At 69.5% G+C, this 16,555-nt stretch carries 17 protein-coding genes; 12 read left to right on the top strand and 5 right to left on the bottom strand.

Translation table 11 applies throughout. The features are described 5' to 3' along the window. Nucleotides 1-243: 243 nt before the first annotated feature. The 10 genes from FSB78_RS08630 to FSB78_RS08675 all read left to right on the top strand — a co-directional run bounded on the left by FSB78_RS08630 (nt 244) and on the right by FSB78_RS08675 (nt 10,185). Entirely contained in the window at nt 244-939 is a 696-nt protein-coding gene (locus FSB78_RS08630; RefSeq protein ID WP_147081858.1) for an endonuclease/exonuclease/phosphatase family protein, read from the top strand. 181 nt (nt 940-1,120) lie between these two features. Next, nucleotides 1,121-3,355 (top strand): patatin-like protein, encoded by a 2,235-nt coding sequence (locus FSB78_RS08635; RefSeq protein ID WP_147081860.1) that lies wholly within the window; start codon nt 1,121-1,123, stop codon nt 3,353-3,355. Between the two features lie 56 nt (nt 3,356-3,411). After that, complete coding sequence (locus FSB78_RS08640; RefSeq protein WP_147081862.1) at nt 3,412-3,729, top strand: lipopolysaccharide assembly protein LapA domain-containing protein; 318 nt, start codon at nt 3,412-3,414, stop codon at nt 3,727-3,729. After that, nucleotides 3,726-4,400 (top strand): orotidine-5'-phosphate decarboxylase, encoded by a 675-nt coding sequence (pyrF, locus tag FSB78_RS08645; protein WP_147084091.1) that lies wholly within the window; start codon nt 3,726-3,728, stop codon nt 4,398-4,400. Before FSB78_RS08640 ends, pyrF begins: the two co-directional genes overlap by 4 nt. 108 nt (nt 4,401-4,508) lie before the next feature. After that, nucleotides 4,509-5,141: a phosphoribosylanthranilate isomerase gene (locus tag FSB78_RS08650; protein WP_147081864.1), complete on the top strand. Its 633-nt coding sequence runs from the start codon at nt 4,509-4,511 to the stop codon at nt 5,139-5,141. Between the two features lie 97 nt (nt 5,142-5,238). Next, complete coding sequence (gene trpB / locus FSB78_RS08655; RefSeq protein WP_147081866.1) at nt 5,239-6,468, top strand: tryptophan synthase subunit beta; 1,230 nt, start codon at nt 5,239-5,241, stop codon at nt 6,466-6,468. 121 nt (nt 6,469-6,589) lie between these two features. Continuing rightward, entirely contained in the window at nt 6,590-7,417 is an 828-nt protein-coding gene (gene trpA, locus FSB78_RS08660) for a tryptophan synthase subunit alpha (RefSeq protein ID WP_147081868.1), read from the top strand. After that, nucleotides 7,414-8,265: an acetyl-CoA carboxylase, carboxyltransferase subunit beta gene (gene accD / locus FSB78_RS08665; protein ID WP_147081871.1), complete on the top strand. Its 852-nt coding sequence runs from the start codon at nt 7,414-7,416 to the stop codon at nt 8,263-8,265. Before trpA ends, accD begins: the two co-directional genes overlap by 4 nt. Nucleotides 8,266-8,368: 103 nt before the next feature. Beyond that, complete coding sequence (locus FSB78_RS08670) at nt 8,369-9,688, top strand: bifunctional folylpolyglutamate synthase/dihydrofolate synthase (RefSeq protein WP_147081873.1); 1,320 nt, start codon at nt 8,369-8,371, stop codon at nt 9,686-9,688. Nucleotides 9,689-9,756: 68 nt separating this feature from the next. Continuing rightward, nucleotides 9,757-10,185, top strand: coding sequence for a DUF6628 family protein (locus tag FSB78_RS08675; protein ID WP_147081875.1), 429 nt, complete (start codon nt 9,757-9,759; stop codon nt 10,183-10,185). Here FSB78_RS08675 and FSB78_RS08680 read toward each other — a convergent pair. Further along, nucleotides 10,182-11,513: an AmpG family muropeptide MFS transporter gene (locus FSB78_RS08680; protein ID WP_147081877.1), complete on the bottom strand. Its 1,332-nt coding sequence runs from the start codon at nt 11,511-11,513 to the stop codon at nt 10,182-10,184. The two genes, FSB78_RS08675 and FSB78_RS08680, sit on opposite strands and share 4 nt — an antisense overlap. A gap of 200 nt (nt 11,514-11,713) precedes the next feature. After that, nucleotides 11,714-12,142, bottom strand: coding sequence for a response regulator (locus FSB78_RS08685; RefSeq protein ID WP_147084092.1), 429 nt, complete (start codon nt 12,140-12,142; stop codon nt 11,714-11,716). Nucleotides 12,143-12,256: 114 nt separating this feature from the next. On the opposite strand from FSB78_RS08685, the gene FSB78_RS08690 reads away from it, so the two are divergent. Together FSB78_RS08690 and rsmD are read left to right on the top strand one after the other, a co-directional pair. Next, a complete protein-coding gene (locus FSB78_RS08690; protein ID WP_147081879.1) occupies nt 12,257-13,729 on the top strand; it encodes a pseudouridine synthase in 1,473 nt (490 codons plus the stop codon). Continuing rightward, on the top strand, nt 13,729-14,265 hold the full coding sequence (rsmD, locus tag FSB78_RS08695; protein WP_147081881.1) for a 16S rRNA (guanine(966)-N(2))-methyltransferase RsmD: 537 nt from the start codon (nt 13,729-13,731) through the stop codon (nt 14,263-14,265). The genes FSB78_RS08690 and rsmD overlap by 1 nt, the downstream gene beginning before the upstream one ends. A gap of 138 nt (nt 14,266-14,403) precedes the next feature. Here the strand turns inward: rsmD and FSB78_RS08700 are convergent, their stop codons facing one another. From FSB78_RS08700 to FSB78_RS08710, 3 genes are all read right to left on the bottom strand, one after another. Then, nucleotides 14,404-15,657, bottom strand: a complete 1,254-nt coding sequence (locus FSB78_RS08700) for an MFS transporter (RefSeq protein ID WP_147081883.1) — start codon at nt 15,655-15,657, stop codon at nt 14,404-14,406. A gap of 39 nt (nt 15,658-15,696) precedes the next feature. Continuing rightward, nucleotides 15,697-16,086 (bottom strand): VOC family protein, encoded by a 390-nt coding sequence (locus FSB78_RS08705; RefSeq protein WP_147081885.1) that lies wholly within the window; start codon nt 16,084-16,086, stop codon nt 15,697-15,699. Between the two features lie 149 nt (nt 16,087-16,235). Continuing rightward, entirely contained in the window at nt 16,236-16,541 is a 306-nt protein-coding gene (locus FSB78_RS08710) for a hypothetical protein (protein WP_147081887.1), read from the bottom strand. Between the last annotated feature and the right edge of the window lie 14 nt (nt 16,542-16,555).

Below are 16,555 nucleotides of genomic sequence, written 5' to 3' on the forward strand. Positions count from 1 at the left end.
TGACGCCGCCGATCGCGGCGCACCGCAGTCGCTGGAGTCGGTGCGGACGAATTTTTTCCGGGCCCGATCGTCGGGCGGTCCGACGCCGACTCGTCGTGCCCGCGGCGCACAGCGACGTCTCGAAAGCGTCACCGACCGCCGCGCGCTCCCGCACCTCGCCGATCCAGATCAGGAACCGTGCCTCGGACAGTTCACACCGGAAGCGTGCAACCGCTGCCCGCCTTGCGGCGTTCGTTACGGTTCATGATCAAGGTCGCCAGCTACAACATCCACAAGGGCATCGGCCTCGATCGTCGGCGCAACCCCGAGCGGGTCGTCGAGGTCCTGCGCGAGATCGACGCCGACGTCATCGCGCTGCAGGAGGCCGATCGCCGCTTCGGCGAACGCGCCTGCGTGCTCCCCTTCCACCTGCTCGACGAGCATAGCGACTGGAAGCCCGTGCCCCTGGGCTCCCGCGCGGTCAGCATGGGATGGCACGGCAACGTCATCCTGATCCGCAAGTCCGCGCAGCTCGCGGCCAGCGAGACGATCCATCTGCCCTCGCTCGAGCCGCGCGGCGCGGTGATGGCGGATGTCAGCCTCGCCGCTGGCAAGATCCGCGTCGTCGGGATGCATCTCGATCTGTCGGGTCTGTGGCGGCGCAAGCAGGCCGCGGCGATCATGGCGCATGTCGACGGTTGCCCGGTCTCGCTGCCCACCGTATTGATGGGCGACCTCAACGAATGGAGCGCGAGTTCGGGATGCCTGCGCGATTTCGGCCGCGACCACCTGTTCGCGCCGACCGGTCCGAGCTTCCATTCGCGCCGGGCCATCGCCAAGCTCGACCGGATCATGGTGTCCAGGACGCTGAAGGTGGTCGACTGCGGCGTCCACGACAGCCCCGCGTCACGCAAGGCGTCCGACCACCTGCCGATCTGGGCGACGCTGGAGTCCGCTTGAGCACCGTCCGTCACCCGCACTTGCTATGCCCGCGTACGAACCGTCATCCCAGCGAAGGCTGGGATCTCCCGGTTCGGGCCGTGCACCGCACCGCGCGAGGCCCCAGCCTTCGCTGGGGCGACGAGGCAGCGGGTCGGCGCGACGCCGTCAGTGGCGACGGCGCCATACAGCCCGCCACCCGATGATCCGCGAGAAGGAACTCCGCTTCGCGCTGGTCTGCTACGGCGGCATCAGCCTCGCGGTCTACATGCACGGCATCACCAAGGAGATCTGGCGCCTCGTCTGCGCCAGCCGCGCCTTCCACGACGGCACGCCCCCCGCCGGCGGCAGCCAGGGCGTCTATGCCGAACTGCTCACGGAGATCGAAACGCAGGGCGGCCTCCGCGTCCGCGTCCTCGCCGACATCATCGCCGGCGCCAGCGCGGGCGGCATCAACGGCATCTTCCTCGGCCAGGCGATCGCAACCGGCCAGAGCCTAGACCCGCTGACCGACCTGTGGCTCACCGCCGCCGACGTCGAGGCGTTGATCGACACCGGCAGCGCGCCGCAGTCGCGCTTCTCGAAGGTCTGGGCGCTCCCGCTCGCCTGGGTCGCCGCCGGCCGCAGCGCCGAGAAGGTCGAGGCGCTCGACGACACCACGCGCGACGAGGTGCGCTCGAAACTCTCGCACTTCATCCGATCGCGCTGGTTCGAACCGCCGTTCGGCGGCGCCAGCTTCACCAACCGCCTGCTCGACGCGTTCGACGCCATGGCCGCGAGCACGCGCGGCCCCCGCCTGCTGCCCCCCGGCCAGCCGCTCGACCTGTTCGTCACCGTCACCGATTTCTCGGGCCATCCCGAACGTCTAGAACTCAATTCGCCCCCCGAGGTCGTCGAGACCGAACACCGCCTAGTCTTCGACTTCACCGACGACGGCCACGGCGTCGACAGCCTCGCGCCGCTTGCCGAACTCGCCTTCGCCGCGCGCGCGACGTCGAGTTTTCCCGGTGCCTTCCCGCCCTTCACGGTCGCCGAACTCGATGGCGTGCTGACCGACCGCGGCATCGCCTGGCCCGAGCGCGCCGCGTTCCTGGCACGCGCACTGCCGCGCCAGTCGGCCGCCGGTGCCGCCGAGACCGCGGTGCTGATCGACGGCTCGGTGCTCGCCAACGCGCCGTTCCGCCCCGCGCTCGACGCGCTCAAGGACCGCCCGGCACGCCGCCAGATCGACCGCCGCATCGTCTATATCGACCCCTCCCCCGGCGTGAAGCTGACGCTCAACCGTGGCCAGGGGACGCCCGGCTTCTTCCAGACCATCGTCGGCGCGATCAGCGACATTCCGCGCCAGCAACCGATCCGCGACAATCTGGAGGCGATCGCCGAACGCTCCGCGCGGATCGACCGGATGCGCGGCATCGTCGTCGCGATCCGTCCGCAGGTCGAATCGGAAGTCGAATCGCTGTTCGGCCACACGCTGTTCCTCGACCGGCCGACCCCCGCGCGCCTCGTCGCCTGGCGCCGCCGCTCGCAAAAGGCCGCGATCGCCAGCGCCGGCTATGGTTATGCCGCCTACGGCCATCTCAAGCGCAGCAACGTCGTCGATGCCGTCGCCGCGCTGCTGCACCAGTCCGGCGCCGAGCACAGCGCGCACCGTCTCGCCCGGATTCGCGCGGCGGTCGACGCGGTCGACATGGACGAGGTCGACTTCCTCCGCCGCTTCGACATCGGTTTCCGCATCCGCCGCCTCAGGCTGATCGCACGGCGGCTGGCGGATATCGAGGTCGAGATCGGCGAACCCGAACTCGCCCCGATGCGCGAGACGATCTACGAATCGCTCGCCCCCTATCTCGACGCGCGCCGCGCCGACACGCATGCCGATCTCGGCAGGACCGCGGGTACCGGCGACATCGCGCCGTTGCTCGATACGCTCGCCGCCAGTCTCGACCTCGCCGCGATCGACGCCGCCGCGGACATCCGGCTGGCGGCGGGGTTCGCCGCGCTGGGCAAGCGCGCACGGCGGACGCTGCTGCTCGCCTATCTCGGCTTCCCCTATTTCGACACCGCCACGCTGCCGCTCCTGCAGGGCGAGGGCCTCGACGAATTCGACCCGATCAAGGTCGACCGCATCGCTCCCGACGACGCCACCGCGATCCGCTCGGGCGGGGTCGAGGCGACACTGAAAGGCATACAGTTCAATAGCTTCGGCGCGTTCTTCAGCCGTGCCTACCGCGAGAACGACTATCTCTGGGGTCGCCTCCACGGCGCCGAGCGGATGATCGACATCACCGTGTCGACGCTGCCGTCGTCGGTGCGGATGAAGCCCGGCCGCGTCGCCGCGATCAAGCGCGCCGCCTTCATCGCGATCCTCGACGAGGAAGAGCCGCGCCTCACCGCGATCCGCGCGCTCTTCGCGGAGTTGCGCACCGAGATCGGCTGAAGGCTGGCCAAGCGCCGCCATCGCGTTTAGCCTTGGGGCATCAACGAGGTGTCCCAATGCAGTTCCTGAAAATCCTGTTCTGGTGCCTGCTGGCGTTCATCGCCGCGGTCGCGACCATCGGCAACTGGACCACCGTGCCGATCAAGCTCTGGGGCGGGCTGATCGCCGACGTGAACCTGCCGCTACTGCTGCTGGTGACGTTCCTGCTCGGGCTCGTCCCGACGATGCTCTACAACCACGCGATCCGCTGGCGGCTGCGGCAGCGCCTGGCGACCTGCGAGCGCCAGCTCGCCGAGCTGCGCATGCCTCGGCCGGAGCCCGTCGTCGTCGCGACGCCCGGCGAACCCGTCACGGTCACGCCGGGCATCGTCTGATGAACCGGATCTACGTCGCCCTCGATACCCCCGACCTCGACCGGGCCAAGGCGATCGCCACGAAGGTCCGCCACCATGTCGGCGGACTGAAGCTCGGCCTCGAATTCTTCGCGGCGCACGGCCAGGCCGGCGTCCACGCGATGCAGGAGCTCGGCCTGCCGATCTTCCTCGACCTCAAGCTGCACGACATCCCCAACACCGTCGCCAAGGCGGTGCAGGCGCTGGGCGCGCTCGCCCCCGCGATCCTGACCGTCCATGCCAGTGGCGGCCGCGCGATGCTCGAGGATGCGAAGGCGGCGGCGCCGGTCGGGACCAAGGTGATCGCGGTGACGATGCTGACCAGCCTCGACGTCGCCGACCTCGAAGCGACCGGCGTCACCGGCAGCGCGCACGACCAGGTCGTCCGCCTGACCGAACTCGCGCGCGACGCCGGGGTCGACGGCATCGTCTGCTCGGGCGCCGAAGTCGCCGCGGCGAAGGCTCTGTGGCCCAAGGGGTTCTTCGTGGTCCCCGGCGTCCGCCTCCCCGACGGCGCGATCGGCGACCAGAAACGCGTCGTCACGCCCCGACAGGCGATCGATGCGGGCGCCTCGATCCTGGTCGTCGGCCGCCCGATCACACAGGCCGAGGACCCCGATACCGCGGCCAGGGCGATCGGCGCGACACTCTAAAGCCCGCCGTCATGCCGGACTTGTTCCGGCATCCACCGTGCAGCACGTGTAACGCTTTCCGCCTTTGCGGACCGGTGGACCCCGGAACAGGTCCGGGGTGACGTAGTAATGACCACCGCGAAAATCTGCGGCCTCTCGACCGCCCCCACGCTCGACGCCGCGATCCGCCACGGCGCGAGCCATGTCGGCTTCGTGTTCTTCACGCCCTCCCCGCGCGACCTGCCCTTCGCCAAAGCCGCCGAACTCGCCGCCCGCGTGCCAACCCACGTCCAGCGCGTCGGCGTGTTCGTGAACCCCGACGACGCGCTGCTGGAGCAGGCCGTGCTGGCGGGCAGCCTCGACATCCTCCAGCTCCACAAGACCGCGTCCGAGCGCGCCGACGCGATCCGCTGGCGCTTCGGCCTCCCGATCTGGGCTGCGGTTGCGGTCCGCACGCGTGCCGACCTCGACGCCGCCGCCACCTATCGCGGCGTCGCCGACCGCATCCTCTACGACGCCAAGACCCCCGACGGCGCTGCGCTTCCCGGCGGGATGGGGCTGCGCTTCGACTGGGACCTGCTCGCTGGTTTCCGCCATCCTCTGCCCTGGGCGCTGTCGGGCGGTCTCGACCCCGCCAACGTCGCCGACGCGATCCGCGTGACCGGGGCGGAGCTGGTCGACGTCTCTTCGGGCGTCGAAAGCGCGCCGGGGATCAAGGACGAAACCAGGATCGCCGCCTTCCTGCAGGCCGTGAACGCCTGATTGTTCACCCGCGAAGGTGGGTGCCCAGACTGGGGTCCCCGCCTTCGCGGGGACACAAGGACTTGGCGCACCCGCATGAGGTGCTAAAGCGCACGGCATGAACGCCCCCAACTCCTACCGCGCCCAGCCCGACGACCGCGGGCATTTCGGCGACTTCGGCGGCCGCTACGTCGCCGAGACGCTGATGCCGCTCGTCCTCGAACTCGACGTCGCCTATCGCGCGGCCAAGGCCGACCCTGCGTTCAAGGCGCAGTTCGACGACCTGCTCGAGCATTATGTCGGCCGCCCGAGCCCGCTCTACTACGCCGAACGCCTGACCGAGGCACTCCGCGAATCCGCGGATCCCGGGATGGGCGCGCAGGTCTGGTTCAAGCGCGACGAGCTCAACCACACCGGCGCGCACAAGATCAACAACTGCATCGGCCAGATCCTGCTGGCGATGCGGATGGGCAAGACGCGGATCATCGCCGAAACGGGCGCCGGCCAGCACGGCGTCGCCACCGCCACCGTCTGCGCGCGCTTCGGCCTCCCTTGCGTGATCTACATGGGCGCCAAGGACGTCGAGCGTCAGGCGCCCAACGTGTTCCGCATGAAGCTGCTCGGCGCCGAGGTCCGTCCGGTGACGAGCGGCGCGCACACGCTGAAGGACGCGATGAACGAGGGGATGCGCGATTGGGTCGCGAACGTCCACGACACCTTCTACATCATCGGCACCGCCGCGGGCCCGCACCCCTATCCGGAGATGGTCCGCGACTTCCAGAGCGTGATTGGAACCGAGGCGCGCGCGCAGATGCTGAGCCGCATCGACCGCCTCCCCGACCTGCTCGTCGCCGCGATCGGTGGCGGGTCCAACGCGATCGGGCTGTTCCACCCGTTCCTCGACGATGCCGACGTGCAGATGCTCGGCGTCGAGGCCGCGGGCCACGGGCTCGACAAGCAGCACGCGGCGAGCCTCGCGGGCGGCTTCCCCGGCGTGCTGCACGGCAACAAGACCTATCTGCTGCAGGACGACGACGGCCAGATCACCGAGGCGCATTCGATCTCGGCCGGCCTCGACTATCCCGGCATCGGTCCCGAGCACGCCTGGCTGCGCGACATCGGCCGCGTCCAGTATGACAGCGCCACCGACGTCGAGGCGCTCGACGCGTTCCAGCTACTGTGCCGCACCGAAGGCATCATCCCCGCCCTGGAACCCTCCCACGCGATCGCAGCCGTGACCCGCAAGGCACGGGAAATGCGCCAGGACCAGATCATCCTCGCGAACCTGTGCGGCCGCGGCGACAAGGATATCTTCACGGTCGCCGAAGCGCTCGGGGTGGCGATATGAGCACGCTTCTTCTCCCCTCCCGCCTGCGGGAGGGGTCGGGGGAGGGCCTGTCCCCCCACGCTACCGTTAGCCTTTGGGGACACGCCCTCCCCCAGCCCCTCCCGCAGGCGGGAGGGGAGCTTTGACCCGCCTCGCCGCCACCTTCGCGCGCACCGCAGCCTCGGGCCGCGCCGCGCTCGTCGCGTTCGTGACCGCGGGCGACCCCAGCCCCGCCGCGACCGGCATCATCCTCGACGCGCTCGTCGCGGGCGGCGCGGACGTGATCGAGCTCGGCATGCCGTTCACCGATCCGATGGCCGACGGCCCGGCGATCCAGGCCGCGAACATCCGCAGCCTCGCCGCGGGGACCAAGACCGCCGACATCCTCGCCATCGCGACCGCGTTCCGCACGCGCCACGCCGACACCCCGCTCGTGCTGATGGGCTATGGCAACCCGATGCTTCGCCGCGGCGCGGACTGGTTCGCCGACGCGGCCGCCACGGCCGGCGTCGACGGCGTGATCTGCGTCGACGTGCCGCCCGAGGAGGACGACGCACTCGGCCCGCAGCTGCGCGCGGCCGGGATCGACCTGATCCGCCTCGCCACCCCCACCACTGACGCCGCGCGGCTGCCGCAGGTGCTGGATGGCGCGAGCGGCTTCCTCTATTACGTTTCGGTCGCCGGCATCACCGGGCTGCAGCAGGCCGCGCAAGCCTCGATCGCCGACGCCGTCGCCCGGCTCAAGGCCGCGACCGACATCCCGGTCGCGGTCGGCTTCGGCATCCGCACCCCTGCGCAGGCCGCCGACGTCGCGCGCGTCGCCGACGGCGTCGTCGTCGGCTCCGCGATCGTCGATCTCGTCGCACAGCATGGCACCGCCGCCGCGGAGCCGGTTCGCGCCTATATCAAGACTTTAGCCGATGCCGTTGCCACGGCACGAAAGGAAGCCAAGATGGAGATCGGGGCATGAGCTGGCTCAACAGCGTCCGCAACGTTATCCCGTTCGTCGCCAAGCGCGAGACGCCCGAAAACCTCTGGCACAAGTGCAAGGGTTGCGGGCAGATGGTCTTCACGCGCGAGCTAGAGGACAATCTCTACGTCTGCCCGAAATGCGACCATCACGACCGCATCGGGCCCAAGGAGCGGTTCAAGCAGCTGTTCGACGAGGGCAGCTGCAGCGAACTTCCCGCGCCGAAGGTGCCCGAGGATCCGCTCAAGTTCCGCGACCAGAAACGCTATACCGACCGCCTGAAGGCCGCGCGCACCGACAACAGCGAACAGGATGCGCTGGTCAACGCCCGCGGCGCGATCGACGGCCACCGCGTCGTCGTCGGCGTGCAGGATTTCGGCTTCATGGGTGGCTCGATGGGCCTCGCGGTCGGCGAAGCCTTCGTCCGCGGCGTCGAGGCCGCGATCGAGGATCGCTGCCCGTACGTCATCTTCACCGCCAGCGGCGGCGCACGGATGCAGGAGGGAATCCTCAGCCTCATGCAGATGCCGCGCAGCACGGTTGCGATCCAGATGCTCCACGATGCCGGGCTGCCGTACATCGTCGTCCTGACCGACCCGACCTCGGGCGGCGTGATGGCGGCCTATGCGATGCTCGGCGACGTCCAGATCGCTGAACCGAAGGCGACGCTCGCCTTCACCGGCCGCCGCGTGATCGAGAGCACGATCCGCGAAAAGCTGCCCGACGATTTCCAGACCTCGGAATATTATCTCGAGCACGGGCTGATCGACATGGTCGTCCACCGCAAGGAGCTGAAGACGCAGCTCGGCACGGTGATCGGCTATCTGACGGCGAAGGTCGCGGCGTGATTCTACTCCCCTCCCGCTTGCGGGAGGGGTCGGGGGAGGGCCTGTCAGAGGTTCGTGGCCCCATCCCCTCCCCTAACCCCTCCCGCAAGCGGGAGGGGAAGTGATGCCCGACCACGCCACCTCATCCTCCCCCGCCGTCCAGGCCCAGCTCGACCGCCTGACCGCGCTGTCTCCCGGCGCGGACATCCTCGGCCTCGAGCGCATCACCAAGCTGCTCGCCCGTCTCGGCGACCCGCATCTCAGCCTCCCCCCGGTGTTCCACGTCGCCGGGACCAACGGCAAGGGATCGACCTGCGCGTTCCTCCGCGCCGCACTCGAGGCCGCCGGACACAGCGTCCACGTCTATTCCAGCCCGCATCTCGTCCGCTTCAACGAGCGCATCCGCCTCGCCGGTTCGCTGATCGAGGACGACGCGCTCGCGATGCTCCTGTCCGAGGTCCTCGACGCCGCCGAGACCGGGGCAGACGACCTCAAGGCGAGCTTCTTCGAGGTCACCACCGCCGCCGCGTTCCTCGCCTTCGCGCGCACTCCCGCCGCGGCGACGATCGTCGAGGTCGGCCTCGGCGGCCGGCTCGACGCCACCAACGTCATCCCGGCGCCCGCGGTCACGGGAATCGCCGCGCTCGGCATCGACCACCAGGCGTTCCTCGGCGACACGCTGTTGCAGATCGCCGGCGAGAAGGCCGGCATCGCCAAGCGCGACGTGCCGCTGGTGACGATGGACTATGCCGCCCCGCTCCGCGCCCGCATCGCCCGCGCCGCCGCGGACGCCGGCGCCCCCGTCTTCGCGCGCGGCTCGGCCTGGACCAGCGAGGCCGCGCGCAACACGGTGCGCTACCGCGATCCCGGCTTCTCGGTCGTCACGCACCGCCCCCGCCTCGTCGGCGCGCACCAGTCGCGCAACCTCGCACTCGCGATCGCGATGCTCCGCCATCAGGGCGCGGTGCACGTCCCCGAAGCCGCGATGCGCGCCGCCGCCGAATGGGCGCACTGGCCAGCCCGGATGCAGCGCCTCGGCGACGGCCCCCTCCATGCCCGCCTACCCGAGGGCAGCGACCTCTGGCTCGACGGCGCGCACAACCCCAACGCCGCGCAGCCCGTCGCCAAGGCGCTGCGGACGCTGGCGCGCGGCCGCCCCGTCACCCTCGTCCTCGGCATGCTCGCGAACAAGGACGCGGACGCGGTGCTCCGCATCCTCGCCCCGTCCGTGACTCAGGTCGTCGCCGTCCCTGTGCCCGGCCATGCGCATCATGCGCCGGACCATCTCGCCACGATCGCCCGAACCTTCGGCCCCACCGCCGATACCGCCCCCGACGTCCCCGCCGCGTTCGACCGCATCGAGGCCCCCGGCCTCGTCCTGATCGCCGGCTCGCTCTACCTTGCCGGCGAAGTGCTCGCGATGAACGACGAGATCCCCGACTGAGTCCTTATTGATATTGACTATCAATAACGAACACGCGACGATCCGGTCACCACCACGGAGTCGCGTGAATGACCGATACCCAGACCGCCATGGCGCTGTTGCCGCATGCGCTGCCGACCTGCCCGAATGCGCGCGTGGCGTTGTTCGCGATGCGGCGGATGGGTGCCTATGGCCTTGCCGACGCGCAGGCGGCACACCTGCTGTTCAGCGCGTTCGGACAGGGATTCCGCCGTCCGCTGGTCCTGCTGCGCGCGCTGATGGCGGATTTGGCAAGCGCGTCGTCGGGCACGATCGCGATCGCGCCGTGCTGCTGCGCGCGGATGACGTCGGCGGAGTCGGCGATGCTGACGATCCTCGCGCGCGTCGAGACCGCGCCCGAGGTCGCGCGCTACCTGATGGCCGACCTGCTCGGCATCCGCCGCATAGACGGCGTCCTGACCAGCGCGGCCGCCGTCGCGATGGCCTTCGCCGACGAAGGGCGGCCGGTCATCGTCTAGGCCGCGTCGCCGTTCCGCGCATCGCCGGGACCATCGACCCCGGCGCTGCCGATCGACCGGTCGATGACGCCCGACCGGCTCATCCACCAGAACAGCAGTACGCCGGGCAGCGCGACGACCGTCGTCAGCCAATAGAAGTCCACATAGCCGAGCCGCTCGACCAGCGCCCCCGCCGTGGTCGCGGTCAGCAACCGTCCGACCACGCTCGACGCGGCCGAGATCAGCGCATATTGCGCCGCGGTGTAGCGCAGGTCGCACAGCGCGGAGAAATAGGCGATCACCGTGACCCCGCCGATCCCGCTCGCGATGTTCTCGAACCCGATCGCAGCCGCGAGGCCCTCGTTCGAATGCCCCGCGCCGGCGAGCAGCGCGAAGCTCGCGTTCGACACCGCCATCAGTACCAGGCTGATCAGCACCGACCGCTTCAGCCCCAGCCGCGCGTACAGCACACCGCCGACGAAGATGCCGACCAGATACGCCCAGAAACCGACCCCGACGTCGTAAAGCGCGATCTCGTCGTTGCTGAAGCCCAGGTCGTTGAGCATCAGCCGCAACACGATCTGCCCCAGCGTGTCGCCGATCTTGTGGACCAGGATGAACATCAGGATGATCGCCGCACCCTGCCGCCGGAAGAATTCCACGAACGGCCCGACGATCGACGCGGCGATCTCACCGATCCCCCGCTTCGTGGTCGGTTCGCGGTGGCGTTCGGGCTCGCCCATCAGCAGCCCGGTCAGCATCGCGGGAAGCGCGAACATCGCGCAGGCCGCATAGGCCCCGCTCCAGCCGATCCGCGACGCCAGCACCAGCGCCAGTCCACCTGCCGCGACATTGCCGATCCGCCAGCCATATTGGGTCATGCCCGAGCCGACGCCGAGTTGATAGGGTTTGAGCGTCTCGATCCGGTACGCGTCGATGACGATGTCGAACGTCGCGCCCGCGATCCCTACCAGGATCGCGGCAGCGACGGTTCCCGACAGGTTCGTGGCCGGGCTGACCAGCGCCAGGTTGACCACGGCGGCGATCACCAGCAGCCCGGCGAACACCAGCCACGACACGCGTTGCCCCAGACGCCCGAGAAGCGGCAGCCGCACCCCGTCGATCATCCACGCCCAGAGCGGCTTGAGATTATAGACCAGGAACCCCAGCGTGAACGCGGTGATCGTCTTCTTGTCGAGACCGTCCTGCGCCAGCCGGCTGGTCAGCGTCGCCCCGATCATCGCATAGGGAAACCCCGACGACACGCCCAGGAAGAACGCGGCCAGCGGCGCCTTCTCGACATAGGGGCGAAGACCATCCACCCATCGCGTCCCCGCGGTCCGTTCCATAAACTTGTCCCCACTCGGATTTGGCGGGGACCCTAGGGAGGCCGGGTCGCAGCGGCAACACTCGGCGCAAACCCACGCTCGTCATTCCCGCGAAGGCGGCAATCCATATTGGCTGGTGTCGCTTCTCCATCGCGGGCGCTAGAGCCTATGTATCCCTGCCTTCGCGGGGCTGACGAAGCGTGTGCCGCCGGGGGGTAATGTCAAACCCGCTCGAACAGCTGGAACCCCGGCGGCAGGCGGCTGGGCTTTTTGCCCTCGAGCATCCCCTCGATCGCTGCGATCGACGCCAGCAGGCTGCGTTGCGCATAGGGCTTGGCGAGACAGCCCGACGCCCAGGCGCTCGCCTCGTCGGGGAAATTGCCGGTCACGAACAGCACGGGCACCCCGCGCGCATGCGCCGCGCGCGCCACGTCGACCCCGGACCCGTCTGCCAGAGTCACGTCGACGAGCAGCAGATGGATGACCTCGTCGCTTTCGATGATCGGCAGTGCGTCCGCGACGCGGTCCACCGTGGCGACGATCGTGAAATCGGCGTCGCCCAGGAAATGTTCTGTATCGAACGCCACCAGCGGCTCGTCCTCGACGAGCAGCAAGCGGACGATCCGCCGTGTCTTCTTACCGAATAGCATTGCCACGGCCCCGCGCTTGGCGATAATCGTTACGCCCTTGCACCTTAACGCGCCGCTGCCCCTTCGGTCGCAAATATTTTCGCGCGGAACGTCATTCGGCTGTATCAGCGCCCGATGACGACATCCAAAGACTCCGACACGCCGCCGGAAGGCACCCCTGTCGGGACACCGAGCGGCACCCCCACCGGTGACCGCATCGCAAAGCTCCTCGCCCGCGCCGGCATCGCCTCGCGCCGCGAGATCGAACGCATGATCGAAGAGGGTCGCGTGGCGCTCAACGGCACCATCGTCGATACGCCGGCGACGATCCTGCGCAACCTGAACGGCGTGACCGTCGACGGCGATCCCGTGCAGCCGCCCGAGCATGCGCGGCTGTTCCTCTACCACAAGCCACCCGGCCTGCTCGTCACCGAGCGGGATCCCGCCGGTCGCCCGATCATCTACGACAAGCTGCCCAAGGACCTGCCACGCCTCGTCCCCGTCGGCCGCCTCGACATGAATACCGAGGGGCTGTTGCTGATGACCACCGACGGTGGCCTCAAGCGCACGCTCGAACTCCCCGCGAGCGGCGTCGAGCGCGCCTATCGCGCGCGCGCCTATGGCCCGATCACGCAAGCGCAGCTCGACGAGCTGATGGAGGGCGTCGAGATCGAGGGGGTCCGCTACGGCGCGATCAACGCGAATATCGAGCGTCGCACCGGCGCCAACGTCTGGATCGAGATGATCCTGACCGAGGGCAAGAACCGCGAAGTCCGCCGCGTCCTCGAATATCTGGGCCTGCAGGTCTCGCGTCTGATCCGCACGCGCTACGGCCCGTTCGTGCTCGGCGAACTCATGCCCGGCCAGATCGGCGAAGTGACTCAGCACGACGTCGTCGCCTTCCAGAAGGACCTCGGCAAGGGCAAGCCCGCGGGCCCGGCCGAGCGTCCCAATATCGGCATCAGCGCGAGCGCCGGTGCCGGCGCGGGTATCGGTGGCCGTCCCAACAAGCCCGCCGCACTCCCCGTCGCGGGTCCGATCCGCACGCATCGCCCCGTCACCGAACGCCCGGCCCGCGTGAAGCCCGAGCGCATCCGCCCGACCGCGCTGCAGCAGCGCGGTGATACGACCAACCCGTGGGCGCGCCCCGAACCCGGCGAGCGCACCGCCGCTCGCCTCCCCGCCCAGCATTCGGCGCGGCCCACCGGGCAACGCCGCGACGACGACCGCGACCGCGGCGAGGCGCTAAGCACCAGCCCCAAGATCAAGCATTTCCGCCCCGCCAAGCCGCCCCGCAACGCGCCCCCCGCGCCAACGCGCGTCGGCGGCAGTGGCCCGCGCCGCACCGACGCGCAGCGCACGCCCTATGACGCGAGCCGCCCGCAGCGCACCCGCGACGATACCGCGCGGCCCCAGCGTACCCGCGACGACGCGGCACCGCGCACGCCGATCGACAAGCGCGCCGCGCGCAGCGCCGGCGGCCGGCCGGGTGCCGAGCCCCGCACCTTCCGTCCGGACACCGGCGGCAAACCCGCACGACCCGCCGGCAAGGGCCCATCGGGTGGCCGCGGCCATCCCCCCAGAGCGCCGCGTGGAGGCAAGAAGTAATGCGTATCATCGCCGGAAAATGGCGCGGCCGCCCGATTGTCGCCCCCAAGGGTGAGGACACCCGCCCGACCGCGGACCGCACGCGCGAGGCGCTGTTCTCGATGCTGATCAGCCGCGTCGGCAGCTTCGAGGGGTTGGCGGTCGCCGACCTTTTCGCCGGCTCGGGCTCGCTCGGGATCGAGGCCCTGTCGCGCGGCGCGGCGTCGTGCCTGTTCGTCGAACAGGACCGGTTCGCGGTCGATGCGTTGAGGGCCAACCTCACCAAGCTCGACGTCCGCGCCGACGTCCGCGCGACTTCGGTGATGGCGCTCGGCCCGGCGCCGGCGGCGCTCGACGTCATCATGATGGACCCCCCCTACGGCACCGGCGCCGGCCTTGTCGCGCTCGACAAGCTCGCCCGCCTCGGCTGGACCAACGCCGCGACCTGGATCAGCATCGAGACCGGCAAACAGGAAGTCGTCGAGCTGCCCGGCTTCGACGTCGACGCCACGCGGGTCTACGGCAAGGCGCGGATCACGCTGCTGAGAGCGGCGTAAGTCCCCGTCATGCTGAACTCGTTTCAGCATCCACCAAGCGTCAAGCGCAGCGTTCGCAATCGAATGGCACGCGTTCCACGAGGTGGATCCTGAAACAAATTCAGGATGACGGCGGTCTTTGTCGCGCGCGGAGCGCCTTTACCGAGGCCGCCCGAGCATCGCCAACCCACCCAGGCTCAAGACCCCCGCGCCCATCAGGTACAGCCCGACCATCCACAACCCGTGCGGCGCCAGCGCCTCCGCCACGATCGGCGCCAGCGCCCCGCCCAGCACGCCGCCGAGGTTGAACGTCATCGACACGCCGGTGTAGCGCACGCCCGCAGGAAACAGGCTCGGCAGCCACCCGCCGAGCGGTCCGTAGGCGAACCCCATCACGAACAAAGCGCCCGACAGCCACAGCCACACCACGAACAGCGATCCCGCGCCCAGCATCGGCCCCATCGCCGCGCCGACCAGCACGCATCCCGCAAAGCCGATCGCCAGCATCCGTCCCGCCGAATGCCGGTCCGCCAGCACGCTCGCGACGATCACGCCGCCTGCAAGGAACCAGATCGCCACCAGCTCGACTGCGAGGAACGCCTCGCGCGAATAGCCGAGCGTCTTGGTGCCGTATCCGAGCGCGAACGCCGTCGCGAGATAGAAGAGCGCGAAGCACGCGATCACGCCGAACGTCCCCGCCAGCGTCGGCCGCAGATGCTGCGTCAGCAACGTCGCGATCGGCACCTTCGGGATCGCCTCGGCCGCCTCCGCCTCGAGGAATGCCGGCGTCTCGACCAGCTTCAGCCGCACCCACAGCCCCAGCGCCACCAGCACCGCGCTCAGCAGGAACGGGATCCGCCACCCCCAGGCGAGGAACTGCGCGTCGTCGAGCACCAGCCCGATCACCAGGAACAGCCCGTTCGCGGCCAGGAACCCGACCGGCGCGCCGAGCGGCGGGAACATCCCCCACGTATTGCGACGATGCGCCGGCGCGTTCTCGACCGCGAGCAACGCCGCCCCGCCCCATTCGCCGCCCAGCCCCAGCCCCTGCCCCAGCCGCATCAGGCACAGCAGCGCAGGCGCGATCCACCCGACCTGCGCATAGGTCGGCAGGAACGCGATCGCGACGGTAGACCCGCCCATCAGCACCAGGCTCGCGACCAAAGTCGACTTGCGCCCGACGCGGTCGCCGAAATGCCCGAACAGCACCGCGCCCACCGGCCGCGCGACGAAGGCGAGCCCGAACGTCGCATAGGACAGCAACAGCTGCGCCCCCGGCGACTGCCCGCTGAAGAACAGCGGCCCGTACACCAGCGCGGCCGCGGTCGCATAGATGTAGAAATCGTAGAATTCGACCGCGGTGCCGACCAGGCTGGCGGCGAGGATGCGGCGATGGGAGCGAAGCGTCGTCATCGCCCGTGCATCCGTCGAACGCCTGGCGCGGTCAACCGGCTAGCCGCGATGGATCGCGCACAGCTTGTTGCCGTCGGGGTCGCGGACATAGCCGAGGTTGAGCCGCCCCAGCCCCGTGTCACGCGGTCCCGGCGCGGCTTCGATCGAGCTTCCGCCATTGGCGACGGCGGCATCGTGGAACGCCTGGACCTGTTCGAGCGACTCGCACTTGAACCCGATGGTGCTGCCATTCCCCGGCGTCGCAGGCTGGTCGTCGATCGGCTGGCTGACCGCGAACGCATTGCCGGCGTGGCGGTAGAACAGCCGGACGTGCCCGCTGTCCGTGACGTTCCGAGCCGGCTCGCCCGCACCGAGCACGCCCAGCACGGCGTCGTAGAACCGCTTGGACCGCTCGATATCGTTCGATCCGACCATCACGTGGTTGAACATTCTCTCTCTCCCGACGCGGACCTCCGCGCACCCCGGTTGCTACACCCCGGCGCGACGGATTCCATCCGGCATCGGCAATCGAAGGCGTTCCAAATGAAAAAGGCCCCCACCGCGAGGTGGAGGCCTTCGTCGCCGTGATGCGGGTCGGCTTACTTCTTCACGCCGACCGTCGGGACGTCGACCGTCTCGGTTTCGGTCTTCACCTTGGGGACTTCGACTTCGGTCTTCTTGGTGCCGACGACGACTTCCTTCGAGTTCAGGTCGACGTTCGGCAGCTCGCCGCCCTTGACCGAGACCTGCGGCAGCGCGCCGTCATTCTTGACGTCGGCGCTCCAGAACCCGGTGGCGAACAGCACGCCGACGATGGCGGCGATCACGACCAGGACGATCACGATCGTCGACGCGCCGCCCCGACGCTTCGGCGGAACGGTCTCGGTGGTGCGGTAATCGGACATGATACTCTCCCTGT

The organism is Sphingomonas ginsenosidivorax, assembly GCF_007995065.1.
GTDB lineage: Bacteria > Pseudomonadota > Alphaproteobacteria > Sphingomonadales > Sphingomonadaceae > Sphingomonas > Sphingomonas ginsenosidivorax.

What these genes read in the sequence shown, in the direction of transcription:
- FSB78_RS08635 (WP_147081860.1), top strand. Translation starts at nt 1,121, where the DNA reads ATGATCCGCGAGAAGGAACTCCGCTTCGCGCTGGTCTGCTACGGCGGC.
- FSB78_RS08670 (WP_147081873.1), top strand. Translation starts at nt 8,369, where the DNA reads ATGCCCGACCACGCCACCTCATCCTCCCCCGCCGTCCAGGCCCAGCTC.
- FSB78_RS08650 (WP_147081864.1), top strand. Translation starts at nt 4,509, where the DNA reads ATGACCACCGCGAAAATCTGCGGCCTCTCGACCGCCCCCACGCTCGAC.
- FSB78_RS08675 (WP_147081875.1), top strand. Translation starts at nt 9,757, where the DNA reads ATGACCGATACCCAGACCGCCATGGCGCTGTTGCCGCATGCGCTGCCG.
- FSB78_RS08680 (WP_147081877.1), bottom strand. Translation starts at nt 11,513, where the DNA reads ATGGAACGGACCGCGGGGACGCGATGGGTGGATGGTCTTCGCCCCTAT.
- rsmD (WP_147081881.1), top strand. Translation starts at nt 13,729, where the DNA reads ATGCGTATCATCGCCGGAAAATGGCGCGGCCGCCCGATTGTCGCCCCC.
- FSB78_RS08685 (WP_147084092.1), bottom strand. Translation starts at nt 12,142, where the DNA reads ATGCTATTCGGTAAGAAGACACGGCGGATCGTCCGCTTGCTGCTCGTC.
- trpB (WP_147081866.1), top strand. Translation starts at nt 5,239, where the DNA reads ATGAACGCCCCCAACTCCTACCGCGCCCAGCCCGACGACCGCGGGCAT.
- FSB78_RS08690 (WP_147081879.1), top strand. Translation starts at nt 12,257, where the DNA reads ATGACGACATCCAAAGACTCCGACACGCCGCCGGAAGGCACCCCTGTC.
- FSB78_RS08630 (WP_147081858.1), top strand. Translation starts at nt 244, where the DNA reads ATGATCAAGGTCGCCAGCTACAACATCCACAAGGGCATCGGCCTCGAT.
- FSB78_RS08700 (WP_147081883.1), bottom strand. Translation starts at nt 15,657, where the DNA reads ATGACGACGCTTCGCTCCCATCGCCGCATCCTCGCCGCCAGCCTGGTC.
- FSB78_RS08705 (WP_147081885.1), bottom strand. Translation starts at nt 16,086, where the DNA reads ATGTTCAACCACGTGATGGTCGGATCGAACGATATCGAGCGGTCCAAG.
- accD (WP_147081871.1), top strand. Translation starts at nt 7,414, where the DNA reads ATGAGCTGGCTCAACAGCGTCCGCAACGTTATCCCGTTCGTCGCCAAG.
- FSB78_RS08710 (WP_147081887.1), bottom strand. Translation starts at nt 16,541, where the DNA reads ATGTCCGATTACCGCACCACCGAGACCGTTCCGCCGAAGCGTCGGGGC.
- FSB78_RS08640 (WP_147081862.1), top strand. Translation starts at nt 3,412, where the DNA reads ATGCAGTTCCTGAAAATCCTGTTCTGGTGCCTGCTGGCGTTCATCGCC.